We start from the raw sequence: 15,559 nt of genomic DNA, 5'->3' as shown, positions 1-15,559 counted from the left end.
CCGGCGCGCGCGTCGGCGATGATGCCTCGGGACGGATCCGGTGGTCCGCTGCGTTGCTGTGCAGGAGTGTGGAGGAGGTGCCGGAGGATGAACGCCGGTTTCGAGGTGTTCGGCGAGCACGTGCTGTGGACCGACGCGATCGGCAATCTGCTGTCGCTGGCGGTGGTATGGCTGGCCATGCGCAAGACGGTGTGGACCTGGCCGGTGCAGATCGCCGGGGCCGCACTGCTGCTGGCGGCTTCGCTGGACGCGCACGCGCCGGGCAATGCGCTCAAGCAGATCCTGTTCCTGGCATTGGCCGGCTACGGCTGGCTGGCCTGGACGCGCGGCACCCGCGGGCAGGTGGAGCTGGCGGTGCGCCCGGCCACCGCACGCGAACGCTGGACCCTGCTGCTCGCGATGGCGGTGGGCACGGTGCTGATGGCCGAGGCGTTCATGCGGATTCCGTGGCTGCACATCGCGTGGTCGCCCTGGGCCAATGCCTATATCTTCGTCGGCAGCGCCATCGCGACCTTCGCGCAGAGCCGGGCGCTGGTGGACTTCTGGATCATCTGGATGCTGGTGGATCTGGTCGGCGTGCCGCTGGCTTTCAAGTCGGGGCTGTACGCCTCGGGCGCGGTGTACGGCGTGTTCTTCGTGCTGGTGCTGTCCGGTTTCGCCCGCTGGCGCGGGGAGTACCGATCACGGTTGCGAACACGCGTCGGAATCGCGGGGTGAGCGGACGGCCGGTATGCGACCCTGGCGGCACGGGCATGACCGATCCGTCTGATTCACCGGCCTCAGAAGCGAGGGTGTCGTCATGGACAATGCCACGGCCTACCAGCCGATTCCGGAACCTGTCGTCGAACTGGATGTCTTTCCGCCGCAGCAGCAACGCCGCTGGACCGTGCTGCTGCGCCTGATCCTGGCCATTCCGCAGCTGATCGTGCTGTGGGCGCTGGGGATCGCCGCCGCGGTGGTGGCGATCATCGGCTGGTTCGGGGCGCTGTTCACCGGCGCGCTGCCGCAGTGGGCAGGTGATTTCCTGCGCTCGTACGTGGCCTACAACGTGCGGGTCTCCGGCTACATGATGCTGCTGGTGGACGCGTATCCGCCGTTCACCCTGGAGACGGGGCCGGATTACCCGGTGCGCGCGTGGTTCCCGAACGCGACGCCCCTGAACCGGCTGGCGGTGCTGTTCCGCTTCTTCCTGGCGCTGCCGATTCTCATTCTGACCAGCTGGTTCGCCTCCGGGTGGATGGTCATCTCGTTCATCGTCTGGCTGATCGTGCTGATCACCGGCCGCATGCCCGCCGCGCTGTTCCAGGCCACCACGGTGGTGCTGCGCAATCAGGTGCGCACCTCGGCCTACTGGTACATGCTCACCCCGACCTACCTGAAGCAGGTGTTCGGCGACGGCGCGGCGCCCGAGGCCGGAGCCGCCCTCCCGCCCGGATACGTGCCCGCTTCCCCCACCCGCCCGCTGCTGGTCTCCCAGGCCGGGAAGATCCTGCTGTGGGTGATCCTGGTGCTGGGGATCCTGGCCAGCATCGCCCAGGGCGTGACCCGATCCACCACCGACGTCGACGACGACGATTACAGCTCGATGATCAGCTACAGCCACACCTACTGAGTGCGCCGCCGGCGCGGGCTACAACCAGCCCGCGTCGGTCGCCACCCGGACCGCGTCGATTCGATTGCGCGCCTGCAGTTTCGTGACCGCGGCCGCCAGATAGTTGCGAACCGTCCCGTAGGACAGGTGCAGCTGGCCGGCGATCTCCTTCGGGTCCGCCCCGTCCGCGCATTTGCGCAGCACCTCGATCTCGCGTTCGGTCAACGGGTTCCGTGGCGCGCGCAGCGCCGTGGAGGCCAGCGACGAATCGAGAATCTGACCGCCCCCGGCCACGGTGCGCACCGCGTGCAGCAGCTCCTGGCGGGCGCTGTCCTTGAGAATGAACCCGTGCACGCCGATCTGCATGGCCCGGCGCAGCTGCCCCGGCGTGGCGAGCGCGGTGAGGATCAGCACCCGGCACGACGGGAAGCGTTGCGCCAGTTCGGCGGCCGCGGTGAGACCGTCCTGCCCGGGCAGGTCGATATCGAGAATGGCCAGGTCGGCGCGCTCGGCGATGGCCGTCGCCACGATTTCCTCCCCGCGCTCGAGGGTGGCCACCACCTCGAGGTCGGCCTCCAGCTCCAGCGAGGCCACCAGGGTGTCACGCAGCAGCCGCATGTCCTCGGCGACGAGAACCCGGATCATGTGTGTCGCTCCTAACCGGATCGGGTTTCGAGTTGCTCCCGATGCCGTCCGCACTATGCAATCATCGGCGTGTCGCCACTACCAAGATCGACCGGGTATCTCTTCCTGGTCAGTTTCACCCTGTCCGTGCTCGTGGGCGGGGCGAGCATGGTGGCCGTCGGCTGTTGCGCCGCGGCGGCCGGATTGCTGGCGCTGGCGCAATTGCGGGTTCGTAGCCGCCGCTGGGTATTTCCGGTGCAGGCGCTGCTGGTCTACCTGCCCGTGGCGTTCGGCGATGCCGCGACCAATCTCGATGGCCTGCTGGCCGCGTCGGCCCTGCGCTGCCTGCCCGCCCGCGCGCGCTGGTGGGCGTTCACCGTGATCGTCGCCGGTTCCGGCTTCCTGCACGGTGACTGGCGGCGCGAACCCATCCTGTTCGGCTATGCCGCGGTGGCGACGGCGGCGATCGGCGTGGTGACCTACAGCCTGCTGCGCCTGCCGGAGCTGGTCGACCGGCTGCGCGCGACCAAGGACGAACTGGCCCGGGCCGCCCTGACCCAGGAGCGATTACGAGTTGCCGGACAGTTGCACGCGGCGCTGGGCGATGAGCTCAGCGGGGTCCGGGTCCTGCTGCGGACCGCCCGGCGGGAACTCGGCGAACGGCCCGAACGGGCGCGGGAAGCCATGCGGCGCACCGCCGCCGCCACCCGGCGCATGATCGAGACGGTGCGGGCGACGGCGGCGGTGCACGGCGAGCAGGACGGCGCGCCCCGCGATCCCGAACCGGTGAGCCGGCTCGCGCCCCGCCTGGCCATGGCCGCCATGGTGATCGGGCTGGCCGCGTGGACCATCACCCAGACCATCGAGAGCGCCCCGGCGCATCGGCTGCCGGTCGCCGCCGCCGGAGTGGCGCTCACCGGATCGCTGGTGGCGCAGTTGTACCGGCCCCGGCTGGCGAGCCGAATCCTGGTGGCGCAGGCGGCTATCGTGCTGCTGCCGCTGCCGTGGCTGGAGTCGTCGTGGTGCGGCTGGCTGCCCTTCCTGGCGATTCCGGTGCTGCTGACCCAGCGCGGCGGCCGGCTGGCGGCCGAACTGATCGGGCTGATCGTGCTGCGCGCGCTCTGCTCCGAACCCGAAGCGCCGCCGGGCATTCAGGCGGGCTGGGTGCTGCCGGTGCTGGAGGCGACGCTGGCGCAATTCGGCCTGGCGCAGTTCTGGCTGCTGTCCGATCAGCTGAATCGGTCACGCGCACAGCTGGTCCGGACGACTTTGCAGGTCGAGCGGCTGCGGGTGGCGCGCAATATTCACGATCTGCTGGGTCTGACGCTGTCGGTGCTGGCGCTCAAGAGCGATCTGATCGTCGAGCTGGTCGATTTCGACACGCGGCGGGCGGCGGCCGAGATCGACGAATCGCTGCGCATCGCCACCGATGCCCAGCGGGAGGCGCGAGCGCTGGCCGCCGATACCGTGCGGGCGTCGCTGGCGGACGAATTGTCGGTCGCCGCCAAGCTTTTGCGGGAACACGGCATCGTGGTGGACCTGGACTGCGACGACGAACTACCGGACGCCTGCGCCGCCGTGCTGTCCCCCGTGGCCCGCGAGGCGATCACCAATATTCTCCGGCACAGCGACGCCGGCTACGTCGATATCGAATGCCACCGCCGGAATGACGAACTGCACTTGCTGATTCGCAATGACGGCCCGCGCACGCGCACCTCCGACGGGCAGGGCCTGCGCAATATGCGCGCCCGGGTCTCCGATGCCGGTGGGCGTTTCACCGCCGTCGCCGATCCGGACGAGTTCGTGCTCACCGCGGTGGTGCCCGTCGAACCGTATGCAGAATGCACGGTTCCGGCCGGTGATGCCGCATCCGCAACCGGTGCCGCAGGCACTACTTCCGATTCCCCCGCGATGTGAAGGTTTTCGTGTCACCCCGACACGAAGGAAGAACAATGCACATCGCCTACATCATCGTCACCGTCGTCGCGGCCGCCTGGGTCGGCTTCTCGGCCTTCTCGCTGCTGCAGCGCGCGGAATTCGTCACCGCTCCCCTGGTGCAGTACGGGGTGCCCGAATCCTGGTGGACGCCACTGGGTCTGCTCAAGGGCGCCGGCGCAATCGGCCTGATCGCCGGGCTGTTCCTCCCGGTGATCGGCATCGCCGCCGCCATCGGGCTGATCCTGTACTTCCTGGGCGCGGTGATCACCAATATTCGCGCCCGCTCCTTCAAGACCATCCCGTTCCCGCTGCTCTACCTGGTCCCGGTCGCGGTGGCCATGGGCCTGGGCCTGGCCGCCTGATCCGGTCTCAGGCGTCGAGCGCGGGGGTGCTCACCAGCCCGAGGTTGATGGCCAGCCGGTGCACGCGGATCTCGATCTCGTCGCGGATGGCGCGGATCTCCTCCATGGTCTGGCCCGCCGGATCGGGCAGCGGCCACTGTTCGAAGCGGTGGCCGGAGACCAGCGGATCGGTGTCACCGCAACCCATATCGACGACCACGTCGGCGGCGCGCACGAATTCGTCGGTCCACGGTTTGGGGAATTCGGCGGTGATATCGATGCCGCGTTCGGCCATCGCGGTCACCACCAGCGGATTGACCAGCACATTCGGCGCGGAACCGCCGGACCAGCCGAACGCGGAGTCACCGACCAGATGGTTGAAGAAGCCCTGCGCCATCTGCGAGCGCCCGGCATTGTGGGTGCACACGAACAGCACCGCGGGCCCGGTCTGGATCGGTTTGCCCTCGGCCTTGGCGGCGGCGATCAAGCGTTCGCGGGCGAATCGTTCGGCCAGCGCGGGGCGTTCGCCGCTGAGGGTGGTCACCGAACCCAGCTGGTCGTAAGAGGATTCGAGAATGCGATCGATGGTGGCGGTATCGAAGACGGCGGCGAACTCCGTGCCCAATCGTGCCGCGGCGGCGGGCAATTCCGACCGCTGATCATCGTCTGGAAGCTCTTCCGGCAGCACGGATCGAGTCTAGGTGGGCGAACGCCCCCGCTCGACTCACGACGCGGCGGCGGTTCGGGGCGCGGCTAGGGTGGGAACCGTGCCACTAGTCGAAGTGACCTACGCACCGCGCGTCGCGGAATCCGTCCTGCGGGAACTGGGTGAGAAGCTGCCGCATCTGATTTCGCTGGCGGTGGAATGCCCGGAGGAACCCTATGACGGGGACCTGCAGCCGGGTGACGTGGAGATACGCTTCCGGCCGCTCGGTCCGTTCGACCGGAGCGGCCTCGACGTGGTGATCGAGATCCGCTCGAAGTACTTCGAGAGCCGGGCGCTCGATCGTCAGCAGCGCGTCGACCTGCTGTGCGAATGGATCGAAGCCGAGACCGGGCTGGACGACTTCGGGGTGTATCTGTCGCTGCCGGTCGCCGCCTGGGCTCAGACGGAGTGACCGGCGGTCGCGAACAGCGATTTCAGCGCGGGCAGGAGCAGCGCTGCGCGGCGGGCACATCGCCGAGGACGTCCTCGACATGGCTGCCGCAGCCCTCGTAGCCGGGCTTGCCGCAGGTCGGACAGGTGATGCGCATGCACATGGGAGGGTTCCTTCCTCGGGAACGGCGATATCTATCCGCAGGTGAGCATGTCATACGGGTACGACAGAGGAATCAGGGGCGGCGCAGCAGGCGGCGCAACCGGTCGTGCGGGAGCGCCGGGGAGCGATGTCCGTCACGTCCGGTCATGTCGTCGTTCACGATCAGGGCGTTGAGCACCGACTCCTCCACGGCCTCCACCACCGCGGTGTAGACGGCGTCCATCCGATTCCACGGCAGGCGCGTACTGGTGACCAGTTCGGAGCGCGACGGATAGCCGGTGGGAAAACCGGTGTCCGGCAAGCGATCTCCCGCGGTGGAGAAGGCCAGGAACAGATCGCCGGAGAACAGGCTGCCGGTGGTGCCGGTGCGGGCCAGCCCGAGCGGCACCCGGCGCGCCATCGCCTTGCACTGCAGCGCGTCGACGGGCGCGTCGGTGGCGATGATCACGATGACCGAACCGGCGCCGGCGGGCGGTGCGGGCGTGCTGGGGGTCGGGCGCGCTTCCATGGGATTCTCCACGTCCAGCGCGGCGCCCACGCGTTGCCCCGCGATGGTGAGTTCGGCGCGGGAACCGAAGTTGGCCTGCACGAACACCCCGAGGGTGTAGGAGTGGCCGCACAGTTCCAGGCGGCGCGAGGCGGTGCCGCTGCCGCCTTTGAAGGCGTAGCAGTTCATGCCGGTGCCGCCGCCGATGGAACCCTCGCGCAACGGCGCCGATTCCGCCGCGTCCAGCGCCGCGCACACGATCTCGGGGGTGACGTGCCCGCCGTTGATGTCGTTGAGGTAGCCGTCCCAGGTCTCGGCGCAGACCGGCAGCAGCCATTCCCGGGCCAGCTGCGCGGGCTGGCGATTGATCCACTGCACCACGCCGGTGTGGCAGGCGCCGATGGCATGGGTATTGGAAATGGTTACGGGCAAGGACAATTGGCCGACCTCGTCGATCCAGGCGGTCCCGGTCATCTCGCCATTGCCGTTGAGCGAGTACCAGCCCGCCGTGCACGGCCGCCCCAGCCCTTCCCGCCCGCGCGGCAGGATGGCGGTGACCCCGGTGCGCACCGGCCCCTCCCCCACCCGCAGCTCGCCGTCGCCGGAAATCAGTGTGCGGTAACCCACTTCGACGCCGGGCACATCGGTGATGGCGTTCCACGGTCCGGGCCGGCCGCTGGGCGCGATGCCGAGCGCCCGCGCCCGGGGCCGGCCGTCGGGCGAGAACGATTGGCGTTCGGTCATTTCCGGGTCTCCTCGCTGTCGACGGTGAGCTCGGCGCAGCCGGTGGCGGTGCGCGCGTAGGAACAGATGAGCGCGGCGGCGCGGGCCGGGTTCAGGGATCGGTTGCGGCTCACGATGTGCAGTCCGTAGGCGTCTTCCAGGGCCACCAGATTCCGCGCCACGTCCAGGACGGATCCGTCGATCCGGAAGTGCCCCTGCGCGATTCCCACTTCCAGTGCGCTGGCGTACACCGCCACCTGCTGATTGAACAGGGCGGTGATCAGGTCGCCGTGCTGGGCGGAGACGGCATGGTAGGAGGCCAGCCGGTAGAGCGCGATCACCAGGGTGTCGTCGGCGGATTCGGGCAGGCCGGCCCGGATCAGCGCGGCGATCTTGGCGCGGGCGTCCGGGATCTCGCTCACCAGGTCCAGGCGGGCGCCGAAGAAGCGGTCGCTGGCGAAGCGGTGCACCTCGTGCAGCAGGTTGGCCAGGTCGTCGAAGTAGTAGTGCACGGTGGCCGGGGAGACGCCCGCGACCCCGGCGATCTCCCGGATGCGCAGCCGGTCCACACCGGGGTCGGCGACGGCGGACAGCGCGGCGCTCAGGATGGCGCGGCGCGCCTGCTCCTGGTCTTTCTTCCTGGCCATCGGATCCCCTTGTTGACTAACAGTTAAGTCATTGTTACGGCATTCCGTAGCTCTTGTCCTGGCGACATCGCGCATTCTTTGATTTGAAGTCAAAGAAAGGCTGCGTCATGGCCACTCCCGCACCGCTGTCCCCCGAACCCGACCAGACCCACCTCGCCCGCTACCCGCAGCAGCTCGCCCGCGCGCTCGGCATGAGCGAGAACATCCTCATCACCCTCTCCGCCGTGACGCCCGCGTCCAGCGTGTTCATCATCGTGCCGGCGATCCTGCTGGCGGTCGGCGGCGCTTCGGTGCTGACGCTCGCGCTGGCCGCGGTGGTCTCGGTGTTCGTCGGGCTCTGCTATGCCGAACTGGCGGCGGCGTATCCGATCACCGGCGGCGAATACACCTGGGCGGCACGGCTGCTCGGCCGCCCCACCGGCTTCGCGTTGTTCCTGCTCACGTTGGTGAACGGGGTGCTGATCATCGCGGTGATCGCGCTGGGCACCGGCGACTATCTGAGCGTGGCGATTCCGAGCCTGTCGGGCGAATGGGTCGGGGTGGGCGTCATCGCGGTCACCACGGTGGTCGCCACCCTGAACATCAAGACCAATGCCTGGGTGACGGGAATCTTTCTGTGCGTGGAGGTTTCGGCCATCGTCGTGCTGATCGCGCTCGGCTTCGGGCATCTGGAGCGCGGGCCGGAGACCTTCTTCCAGCCGCGCACCGCCGGCGCGGACGGGCTGGAGAGCGTGGGGATGGCGACGCTGGCGAGCATGATCCCGGTGGCGTTGTTCGCCTACAACGGTTACGGGGCGGCCGTGTACTACGCCGAGGAGACCAAGCAGGCCTCGCGCACCATCGGACGGGTGATCATGATCTGCCTGGCCGCCACCGTGGCCATCGAGATGCTGCCGCTGGCGGCGGTGGTGCTCGGCGCGCCCGGCCTGTCCGAGCTGCTGCACAGCGACGCGCCGCTGAACTACTTCCTGACCGAGCGCGGCGGGTCGGCGGTGAACACCGCGGTGAGCGTGGGCATCGCGATCGCCATCGTGAACGCGGTGATCGCGATCATCCTGCAGATCTCGCGCCTGGTGTTCGCCTCCGCACGCGATCGCAGCTGGCCCGATCCCGTCGATCGGGCGCTGGGGTCGGTGCATCCGCGCCTGCGCACACCGGTGATCGCCACGCTGGTGGTCGGGGCGCTGGCCGCCGTCGCCGCCGCACTGCTGCCGTTGCGGCTGCTGATCATCGCCACCGGGGCCGGGCTGGTGCTGGTCTATCTGGTGGTGGCACTGGCGGCCTTGCGGATTCGCCGGGTGCGGCCCGCGGACGCGCCCGGCTATCGCATGCCGTGGTGGCCGTGGCCGCCGCTGCTGCTGATCGCCGCCATGGTCTACGCGGCCTACAGCGCGGTGCGGGATTCCTGGCAGCCGATGCTGTTCGCGGCCGGGGCGATGGCGGCGGGTTTCCTGTACTACCTGCTGTATCTGCGCCCGCGCCGGGACGAGCGCTGGACGCTGCCGGATCCGGCGCAGGATTGAGACGAACCGGTCGGTGCGGCCGGCTCGGTAGGCTGGCCGCATGCTGATCAGAAGGTCTCTCGCGCTCGCCGGATTCACCGCCCTGGCGGCGCTCGGCGCGGCCGCCTGTACCGCCGAAGGCAATGGCTCCAAGACCGAATGCCAGGTGAGCGGCTGCACCATCACCTTCGATCGCGGGGTGAGCGCCAAGGCCACCGTGCTCGGGGTGGACGCGGAACTGGTTGCGGTGAACGGGGATACGGTCACCATGAAGGTCGGCGGGCAGCAGGTGTCGGTGCCGGTCGGGAACACCCAGTCGGCCGATGGCATGAGCGTGTCGGTTCAGGAGGTCACGGGCGACAAGGTCGTGGTCAAGGTGGCCACCGGCATCAACTGAGCGGGGATCCGCTCCAGTACGCCGCCCGCGAAGACGTCGTAGAGCGGCAGCGTTTCCAGGTGCACGTAGCCGATGTGGCAGTCGCACACGGTGTTCGGGCAGGCGCGCGGGGCCAGCGCGGTGCGATAGCTGCCGTCGTAGAGGTTGCCCAGTTCGGTGCGGACGAAATGGCAGCGGCGCACGGTGCCGTCGCCGTCCACCGAGATGACCGATTCGCCGGTGCGGCAGGGCATTCCGGCCGATGGGTGCGGGTGCAGGCTGTACGCGAAGAGCGGGTCGATCGCCTGCCAGGCCGCAGCGTCGGCGTCCGAAAGCTCATGTCCCTCGGGCGCGTTCACCCACAGGTAGATGTGCTCGGGTAGGTCCGCGCGCAACCGGTGCGCGGCCGGGAGGTGCTCCGGGAAGCCGACGATGCCCACGCTGTAGCGGATGCCGCGCCGGCTCAGGTCCGCGCATTTGGCGCTGAACCGGTCGTAGGGCGTCTGTCCCGGATGGTAGGTGCACCACAGCGCCAGGGTGCGCGGGTTGGCGGAGGACAGCCAGTCGGTGCGGCAGCTCAGGTTGGTCTGGATGGCGACCCGGCGCACATTCGGCAGGTGCGAGAGTTCGATGAGGGTGCGCCGGTACCAGGAGCGCACCAGGCCCTCGCCCCACGGCGTGAACAGGATCGACAGGCGGTCACCGCGCTGCTCGGCCACCCAGGCGGCGAAGCGTTCCAGGGCGGCGCGGTCGGCGCGCAATTGCTCGCGGCTGTCGCGGCGCTTGGCGAAAGGGCAGTAGGGGCAGTCGTAGTCGCACGACGCGAGCGGGCCGCGGTAGAGAATGGTCAGGTCCATGGCGGTCACTTCGGTTCGTAGGCGGTCATGGCGGCGTGCACGGCCGGGGAGAACAGGCGCGGGCCGAGCGCGTCGGAGTAGGCCAGGCCCTCGGGGGTGAGACGCAGGCGATCCGGTCCGGACTCCAGCCAGCCCAGGTCGGCGAATTCCCGTAGCTCCGTGAGGAAATGGGCGTCGGGGTGTGCGCCGAAGCGGTCCCGGTAGGAGGCGAGTTCCATGCCGTCGGCTTGCAGCAGGGATTGCAGGAGGTGGCGGCGGCGGGTCTCGTCGGCGTCCATCCGGAATCCGACTTCGGCTCGGCTGAAATCCGTTGTGCCGGTGTAGGTATCGATGATTCCGCGCACCTCGCGGGTTTCCACCGCGTAGTCGAACGAGTAGTGCAGTCCCGCCGTGTAAGACCGCGCCCCGCAGCCGAGACCGATCATGCCGTCGGTCTGGCAGGCATAGTCTTCAGGTCCCTCGGCAGGAGCGTCGGCGCGACGGAACATGCGCATGGAGCGTTGCTCGTAACCGTTGGCCAGCAGGTGATCCCGGCCCGCCGCGTACAGGCGCAGCCGTTGCTCGTCCCACTCGGCGTCGGCGTCCGCACCTTGTTTTCCGAGCCCGGTGAGGGGCCGGACGTACAGCGGATACAGGTACAGCTCCTCGGGCCGCCAGGCCAGCGCCGCGTCCAGGGAGGTGCGCCAGGTCCGCTCGGTCTGGCCGTCGATGCCGTAGATCAGGTCGATGTTCAGGATCGGGATGTCCACGGCCCGAATGCGTTCCAGCGCGGCCTCGACCTCGGCGCGGCGCTGCGGACGGACCGCCGAGCGGGCCTCGGCATCGACGAAACTCTGGACGCCGATGCTCACCCGGGTGGCGCCGCGCTCGGCCAGTACGGTCAGGCGGTCCGCGGTCGCGGTGGTCGGTGAGGTCTCCACGGACAGCGGGATGCCCCGCAGGTTCGCGCCCATGCGCAGTTCGGCGATATCGCAGAGCCGCTCCAGTTCGGCGGCCGTCAGATAGGTGGGGGTGCCGCCGCCGAACGCCGCGGCGGCGAAGCGGACCGGGCCGTCGCCCAGGGCTTCCCGCACGGCCAGCGCCTGGCGTTCCAGGGCATCGAGGTAGCGAGTGGTGAGTTCGCCCGGCGCGCCCACGCGGGTGAAGAGATTGCAGAAGCCGCAGCGGTATTCGCAGAACGGGATGTGCGCGTACAGCGACAGGGCGTCCTTGGGTTCGGCCGCCCACAGCTCGCGCAACAGCGGGCGCTGCGGGGCGAGCGGCCGGTAGGCCGTCTTGTGCGGGTAGCCGTAGACGTAGTTGCGATATGGGCGGGGGCGGGTGAGCGTGTTCATGCGGGGCCCTCGAGGAAGAACTGGGCGTACGGGACGGTCCAGACGGCTTCGTGTCCGAGGCGATGGCCGGTGAAACCGTCGTCGCCGTAGGTGGTGCCGTGATCGGAGCAGACGATGGCGAAGCAGCGGCGGCGGCTGCTCGCGGCGGCGAACAGGCGGCCGAGGTGGCGGTCCACGTATTCCAGTGCGGCGGCGTGGGTTTCGCGGGTGTCGCCGGCGTCCCGGGTCGCGCCGGGTAGGTGGAACCAATTGGGCTGGTGCAGGGCCGAGACGTTCACGAACAGCAGCAGCCGGCGCTGGGCGGGCAGTTCCGCGACGATCTGCTCGGCGCGGGCGACCTGCGCTTCGAAGGAGGTCGGCGAGGCCACGGAAAACTCATGCTCCCAATGGCTTTCCTGGAACAGGCCGGGCAGTACCGAGCCGAGGGCGGCCTGCTTGTTGAAGAACCCCACTCCCCCGATGCAGACCGTGCGATAGCCCGCCGCCGCCAGGGCCTGGACGAAATCGGGTGTGTCGTAGACGAAGGTGTGGCCCGCGGTGGTCTCGCTGCCGGCGAAGCGCGAGGCGAACAGGCGGGGATGCGGGCCGGGCGTCGCAGGGGTGGGCAGGAATCCGGCGAACATGGCCTGATGCGAGGCATAGGTGAAACTGCCCGGCGCATGGCGTTTCTCCCAGCCGCTCGCGGGCAGGTGGCGGGCCAGGTTCGGCAGGCGTCCCGCCGCCAGCAGTTCGGCGGCCACGTCGTAGCGCAGGGTGTCGAGGGTGACGAACAGCAGATCGTCGCGGCCGACCACCTCGTTCATATCCGGGTCGGCGAGGTGGTGGTCATGTGCGGGCATACGGCTCGTTTCCGGTTGCCGGGCGGGCGGATTCGACGCCCGGCCGGGTGGCCGTCGGCGGCAACATGGCGGGTGCCGGCCAGGACGGTGATCTGGGCGATGCGGCGGGCACCGCGGCCGAGGGGCGCATTCGCCCGCTCGTCAGGGCCGTGACCTGGGCGTCGTAGGTGTCACCGGATTCCGCGCCACTGCCGTCCAGCCCGCGCAAGCCGGGCAGCAGATCACCGAAGGCGTTGACCTCGCCGATAGCGAAGCGCCGCCAGCCGACGCCGGGCAGCAGGTCCACGCCGACGCGTGAGAACCGGGGGAAGCAGGCGGCGGCGCGCTCACACAACTCCAGCACCTTGGACCAGTCGCCGCCCGCATTGTCGATGGCTGTGCGAGCGGCGGCGAGATCGCCACGCGCACCGCCCAAATGCAGGTTCGTCAGCGGCGACGGGCTGGTGCGCACCACGGCATGGGTCGCGCGACCGGCGACCACCACCACGCGCAAATCCGCGCTCCGGCCATCCTGCGACGCCTTGGGCAACCACCGCTCGATATGCAAGCCGTCCGGCGCGAGCGCGTCGACGATCGCGGCCACCTCGGCTTCGGTGGTGTAGCGCCGTACCCGGAGCGAATTGAACAGCCGCCCTTGTCCATCGCGCTGCACCGAGGTGGTGGCCTGCACCCGCCCGCGACTCGCGGTCTCCACGGCCAGCACCCCGGAAGCCGAGGATCCGTGCGCGAGCTTGACGAAGGCGCGCGTCAGCCCACCAGCGGCCATGCGCTCGCGGACGTCCTGCCAGTCCCGCACGGGCTCGACGTTCCCTGAGGTCGGCGAGAAGGGCACGGCGACATCGGCGTTCCGCAGCACTGCGTGGCAAAGACGCTTGTCGAACAACACCGCCAGGTCCGCCGGATCATCGAGCAGCGTCGCACCACTCGCCGCGGCCGCATCGGCCACCGTTCGCGCCGCGGCGACAAAGCGCCGATACCACCGCGCGCTGCCCTCCACCCGCGTCGGATCCTCGACCGCACGCAGCATCCACTCGACCTGCGGGTCCTCCCCCGGTGAATCCAGCCGCACCAGTTCGCCGGACCGGAATCCGGCACTGCCGGTAAGCACTTCACGCCAGGACACCACCCGCGCCGCCGGTAAGCCGACTCGCCCCAGGGCTGCCTGGAACAGCGTCACGCGCCGGTTCTCCGGAATCCCCACGATCGCCATCCTCGGCTCCCGGCCGCCCACTGACGACAGCGGTCGACCCGACCCGGGTGACCGGCGATCGCCCGACTCGGCACAGCTCGATGGAACCGGGCCGTCGACCGGGTCCGGCAGATCGGATGCGATTGGGGCCGGGTGTCTTTCGTTCACTCCGAGACGGCGGTGTAGCGGCGATCGGCGGGATCGTCTTCGTCCTCTTCGGTTTCGGCGTCCGAGAGGTCGACGATCACGCCGCTGGGTTCCAGGGCGTCGCGTAGGCGCTGTTGCATGGCGGCGCCGATGAAGTGGTGGTGCAGGTCCAGGGAGGTGAGGTGGGTGAGGGGCTGGCCGGACAGCAGGGCTTCCGCGCCGGCGTTGCCGAGGGTGCCCATGGACAGGTCGAGGGAGGTCAGGCCCGCTACCACGGGGGCGCTGGCGATGGCGGCGGCGATCTCGTCCTGAATCTCGCTGTTGCGCAGGGCGAGATGGCGCAGGCGCGGTAGTCGGGCGCCGCTGAGCAGGGGTTCCAGGTCGGCGATGCTGGTGTCGCCGCCGTACCAGGAGACGCCGAGCCACAGGTCCAGGTGTTCGAGGGCGGGCAGTTCGCTCGCGCCGATACCGCGCACCACCTCCGCGCCCAGGCCGCCGGTTTGGACGGTCAGCTTCCGTAGCGCGGGGTGGGTGAGGCGCGAGAAGCCCAGATCCGCGCCGCCGCGCACACCAAACTCGGTGAGTTTCGGGAAGGCGTCCAGCAGCGGTTTCACCTCCGACTGGTGGATCCAGGAGATCTCGTTCTCCTCGTAGGTGATGTCCCCCAGGAAGATCGCGCGCAGGGCGGGCAGTTTGTGCTTCGCCGCCACCAGCGCCTCGATCACGTCCGCGGAGGTGGTGTCGGACTCCCCGTACGACCCGACCACCAGTGCCCGCACCGCCGCGGTGTCGACGGTGTCGGCGAACCGCGCGAAGGCTTCCGGCCAGGTCTCCTTGGCATCCCACGGCGCGATGCTCACCCGCCACGCCACCTGCCCGGCCGCCGGTAGCCCGGCTTTCGGTGCGGCGTCGGGGAACTCGAAGACGGGCAGGCCGTGGAAATCCTGCAGATGGTCGGAAATTGTCATATCGCGGGCTCCGTACACCAAGACTGTGGGCGATCTGTTGTGCCGGGCTCGTTTCTACCAAGCCCCGCCGACAACCCCGCCGCGCGGGTGCGAACGCCGAGTGGGCGGCGGACCGAGGGAGTGGCAGGCCGCCACGGGCACCCGCCGGACCGCCGGGCCGAGCGACCGGATTCGCGTCCCGGCCGGCCTCGCCGCCACAGATGACGTCAGCCGCGCGGGAAGCACGGTGACCGGTGCTCGTCGGCGTGAATTGTCATACCCCAGCGGTACTTTCGATATCGAGCCGGCGCACGGGGCGACGGCGAGGAGGAATGTCCGATGTACCGACAGGGCGATGTCTTGATCGTGCCCATCCCGGCCGAATCCGTGCCCGCCGCGGCGGTGCAGGCCCGCGGCGAGGCGCGTGACGCCCGCGGCCGCATGGTGCTCGCCCTCGGCGAGGTCACCGGCCACGCCCACGCCCTCGCCGCCCCCGGCCGCCTCATCCGCTCCGGCACTTCCGCTACCGCCCTCGTCGAACTACCCGAAGGCGGCCGCCTGGTCCACGAGGAGCACGCCCCCATCGTCCTCCCCAAAGGCTGGTACCGCGTAGTCCGCCAACGCGAATACCTCCCCGGCGCGGTCCGCATCGTCGCCGACTGACCGGCTCCCGCACAATCCGTCGGAGCGCTGCGAGCGGTGAGGATGGAGCGCGGTGCAAATCCCCATCGGCTTCCGCGGGAACCGACGGCCGCACC

At 69.5% G+C, this 15,559-nt stretch carries 17 protein-coding genes; 8 read left to right on the top strand and 9 right to left on the bottom strand.

Going from position 1 to position 15,559, the window contains the following annotated elements; all coding sequences use genetic code 11:
* The first annotated feature begins 87 nt into the window (after positions 1 to 87).
* Entirely contained in the window at positions 88 to 717 is a 630-nt protein-coding gene (gene pnuC, locus LTV02_RS37930) for a nicotinamide riboside transporter PnuC (RefSeq protein WP_233036303.1), read from the top strand.
* 82 nt (positions 718 to 799) lie between these two features.
* Positions 800 to 1,612 (top strand): DUF4389 domain-containing protein, encoded by an 813-nt coding sequence (locus LTV02_RS37925; RefSeq protein WP_233036302.1) that lies wholly within the window; start codon positions 800 to 802, stop codon positions 1,610 to 1,612.
* Between the two features lie 18 nt (positions 1,613 to 1,630).
* On the opposite strand, the gene LTV02_RS37920 is transcribed toward LTV02_RS37925, so the two are convergent.
* Complete coding sequence (locus LTV02_RS37920) at positions 1,631 to 2,236, bottom strand: response regulator transcription factor (protein WP_233036301.1); 606 nt, start codon at positions 2,234 to 2,236, stop codon at positions 1,631 to 1,633.
* Positions 2,237 to 2,305: 69 nt separating this feature from the next.
* Between LTV02_RS37920 and LTV02_RS37915 the strand changes: the two genes are divergently transcribed.
* Both LTV02_RS37915 and LTV02_RS37910 read left to right on the top strand, forming a co-directional pair.
* The gene (locus tag LTV02_RS37915; RefSeq protein ID WP_233036300.1) at positions 2,306 to 4,132 is read left to right on the top strand and encodes a histidine kinase; all 1,827 of its coding nucleotides are present in this window, start codon (positions 2,306 to 2,308) and stop codon (positions 4,130 to 4,132) included.
* Positions 4,133 to 4,167: 35 nt separating this feature from the next.
* The gene (locus LTV02_RS37910) at positions 4,168 to 4,515 is read left to right on the top strand and encodes a DoxX family protein (RefSeq protein ID WP_067714650.1); all 348 of its coding nucleotides are present in this window, start codon (positions 4,168 to 4,170) and stop codon (positions 4,513 to 4,515) included.
* 7 nt (positions 4,516 to 4,522) lie between these two features.
* Here LTV02_RS37910 and LTV02_RS37905 read toward each other — a convergent pair whose 3' ends face one another.
* Positions 4,523 to 5,182, bottom strand: coding sequence for an arsenate reductase ArsC (locus LTV02_RS37905; RefSeq protein ID WP_233036299.1), 660 nt, complete (start codon positions 5,180 to 5,182; stop codon positions 4,523 to 4,525).
* A 79-nt stretch (positions 5,183 to 5,261) separates the two neighbouring features.
* On the opposite strand from LTV02_RS37905, the gene LTV02_RS37900 reads away from it, so the two are divergent.
* Positions 5,262 to 5,612 carry a hypothetical protein gene (locus tag LTV02_RS37900; protein ID WP_067715524.1) on the top strand — a complete coding sequence of 117 codons (351 nt, stop codon included), beginning with the start codon at positions 5,262 to 5,264 and terminating at the stop codon, positions 5,610 to 5,612.
* A 214-nt stretch (positions 5,613 to 5,826) separates the two neighbouring features.
* On the opposite strand, the gene LTV02_RS37895 is transcribed toward LTV02_RS37900, so the two are convergent.
* Positions 5,827 to 6,984, bottom strand: coding sequence for a DmpA family aminopeptidase (locus tag LTV02_RS37895; RefSeq protein WP_233036298.1), 1,158 nt, complete (start codon positions 6,982 to 6,984; stop codon positions 5,827 to 5,829).
* On the bottom strand, positions 6,981 to 7,610 hold the full coding sequence (locus tag LTV02_RS37890; protein ID WP_067714660.1) for a TetR/AcrR family transcriptional regulator: 630 nt from the start codon (positions 7,608 to 7,610) through the stop codon (positions 6,981 to 6,983). The genes LTV02_RS37895 and LTV02_RS37890 overlap by 4 nt, the downstream gene beginning before the upstream one ends.
* A gap of 107 nt (positions 7,611 to 7,717) precedes the next feature.
* Between LTV02_RS37890 and LTV02_RS37885 the strand changes: the two genes are divergently transcribed.
* Both LTV02_RS37885 and LTV02_RS37880 read left to right on the top strand, forming a co-directional pair.
* The gene (locus tag LTV02_RS37885) at positions 7,718 to 9,133 is read left to right on the top strand and encodes an APC family permease (protein ID WP_233036297.1); all 1,416 of its coding nucleotides are present in this window, start codon (positions 7,718 to 7,720) and stop codon (positions 9,131 to 9,133) included.
* 40 nt (positions 9,134 to 9,173) lie between these two features.
* On the top strand, positions 9,174 to 9,509 hold the full coding sequence (locus tag LTV02_RS37880; RefSeq protein WP_233036296.1) for a hypothetical protein: 336 nt from the start codon (positions 9,174 to 9,176) through the stop codon (positions 9,507 to 9,509).
* On the opposite strand, the gene LTV02_RS37875 is transcribed toward LTV02_RS37880, so the two are convergent.
* The 5 genes from LTV02_RS37875 to LTV02_RS37855 all read right to left on the bottom strand — a co-directional run bounded on the left by LTV02_RS37875 (position 9,455) and on the right by LTV02_RS37855 (position 14,822).
* Entirely contained in the window at positions 9,455 to 10,345 is an 891-nt protein-coding gene (locus LTV02_RS37875; protein WP_233036295.1) for an STM4011 family radical SAM protein, read from the bottom strand. The genes LTV02_RS37880 and LTV02_RS37875 overlap by 55 nt on opposite strands.
* Before the next feature lie 5 nt (positions 10,346 to 10,350).
* The gene (locus tag LTV02_RS37870) at positions 10,351 to 11,679 is read right to left on the bottom strand and encodes an STM4012 family radical SAM protein (RefSeq protein ID WP_233036294.1); all 1,329 of its coding nucleotides are present in this window, start codon (positions 11,677 to 11,679) and stop codon (positions 10,351 to 10,353) included.
* Entirely contained in the window at positions 11,676 to 12,518 is an 843-nt protein-coding gene (locus LTV02_RS37865; RefSeq protein ID WP_233036293.1) for an STM4013/SEN3800 family hydrolase, read from the bottom strand. Before LTV02_RS37865 ends, LTV02_RS37870 begins: the two co-directional genes overlap by 4 nt.
* On the bottom strand, positions 12,505 to 13,728 hold the full coding sequence (locus tag LTV02_RS37860) for an STM4014 family protein (RefSeq protein WP_233036292.1): 1,224 nt from the start codon (positions 13,726 to 13,728) through the stop codon (positions 12,505 to 12,507). The genes LTV02_RS37865 and LTV02_RS37860 overlap by 14 nt, the downstream gene beginning before the upstream one ends.
* Positions 13,729 to 13,871: 143 nt before the next feature.
* The gene (locus LTV02_RS37855; RefSeq protein ID WP_233036291.1) at positions 13,872 to 14,822 is read right to left on the bottom strand and encodes an STM4015 family protein; all 951 of its coding nucleotides are present in this window, start codon (positions 14,820 to 14,822) and stop codon (positions 13,872 to 13,874) included.
* Positions 14,823 to 15,140: 318 nt separating this feature from the next.
* Between LTV02_RS37855 and LTV02_RS37850 the strand changes: the two genes are divergently transcribed.
* Positions 15,141 to 15,464 (top strand): hypothetical protein, encoded by a 324-nt coding sequence (locus tag LTV02_RS37850; protein ID WP_233036290.1) that lies wholly within the window; start codon positions 15,141 to 15,143, stop codon positions 15,462 to 15,464.
* Positions 15,465 to 15,559 lie beyond the last annotated feature (95 nt).

Origin of the sequence: Nocardia yamanashiensis (assembly GCF_021183565.1) — a bacterium.
Taxonomy (GTDB): Bacteria; Actinomycetota; Actinomycetes; order Mycobacteriales; family Mycobacteriaceae; genus Nocardia; species Nocardia yamanashiensis.
Note: the sequence above shows the minus strand (reverse complement) of the source record. Positions and strands in the feature narration are given on the sequence as shown.

Coding starts and splice junctions, on each gene's coding strand:
- LTV02_RS37890 (WP_067714660.1), bottom strand. CDS start 7,610: ATGGCCAGGAAGAAAGACCAGGAGCAGGCGCGCCGCGCCATCCTGAGC.
- LTV02_RS37850 (WP_233036290.1), top strand. CDS start 15,141: ATGTACCGACAGGGCGATGTCTTGATCGTGCCCATCCCGGCCGAATCC.
- LTV02_RS37875 (WP_233036295.1), bottom strand. CDS start 10,345: ATGGACCTGACCATTCTCTACCGCGGCCCGCTCGCGTCGTGCGACTAC.
- LTV02_RS37910 (WP_067714650.1), top strand. CDS start 4,168: ATGCACATCGCCTACATCATCGTCACCGTCGTCGCGGCCGCCTGGGTC.
- LTV02_RS37870 (WP_233036294.1), bottom strand. CDS start 11,679: ATGAACACGCTCACCCGCCCCCGCCCATATCGCAACTACGTCTACGGC.
- LTV02_RS37920 (WP_233036301.1), bottom strand. CDS start 2,236: ATGATCCGGGTTCTCGTCGCCGAGGACATGCGGCTGCTGCGTGACACC.
- LTV02_RS37925 (WP_233036302.1), top strand. CDS start 800: ATGGACAATGCCACGGCCTACCAGCCGATTCCGGAACCTGTCGTCGAA.
- LTV02_RS37860 (WP_233036292.1), bottom strand. CDS start 13,728: ATGGCGATCGTGGGGATTCCGGAGAACCGGCGCGTGACGCTGTTCCAG.
- LTV02_RS37880 (WP_233036296.1), top strand. CDS start 9,174: ATGCTGATCAGAAGGTCTCTCGCGCTCGCCGGATTCACCGCCCTGGCG.
- LTV02_RS37895 (WP_233036298.1), bottom strand. CDS start 6,984: ATGACCGAACGCCAATCGTTCTCGCCCGACGGCCGGCCCCGGGCGCGG.
- LTV02_RS37885 (WP_233036297.1), top strand. CDS start 7,718: ATGGCCACTCCCGCACCGCTGTCCCCCGAACCCGACCAGACCCACCTC.
- pnuC (WP_233036303.1), top strand. CDS start 88: ATGAACGCCGGTTTCGAGGTGTTCGGCGAGCACGTGCTGTGGACCGAC.
- LTV02_RS37855 (WP_233036291.1), bottom strand. CDS start 14,822: ATGACAATTTCCGACCATCTGCAGGATTTCCACGGCCTGCCCGTCTTC.
- LTV02_RS37865 (WP_233036293.1), bottom strand. CDS start 12,518: ATGCCCGCACATGACCACCACCTCGCCGACCCGGATATGAACGAGGTG.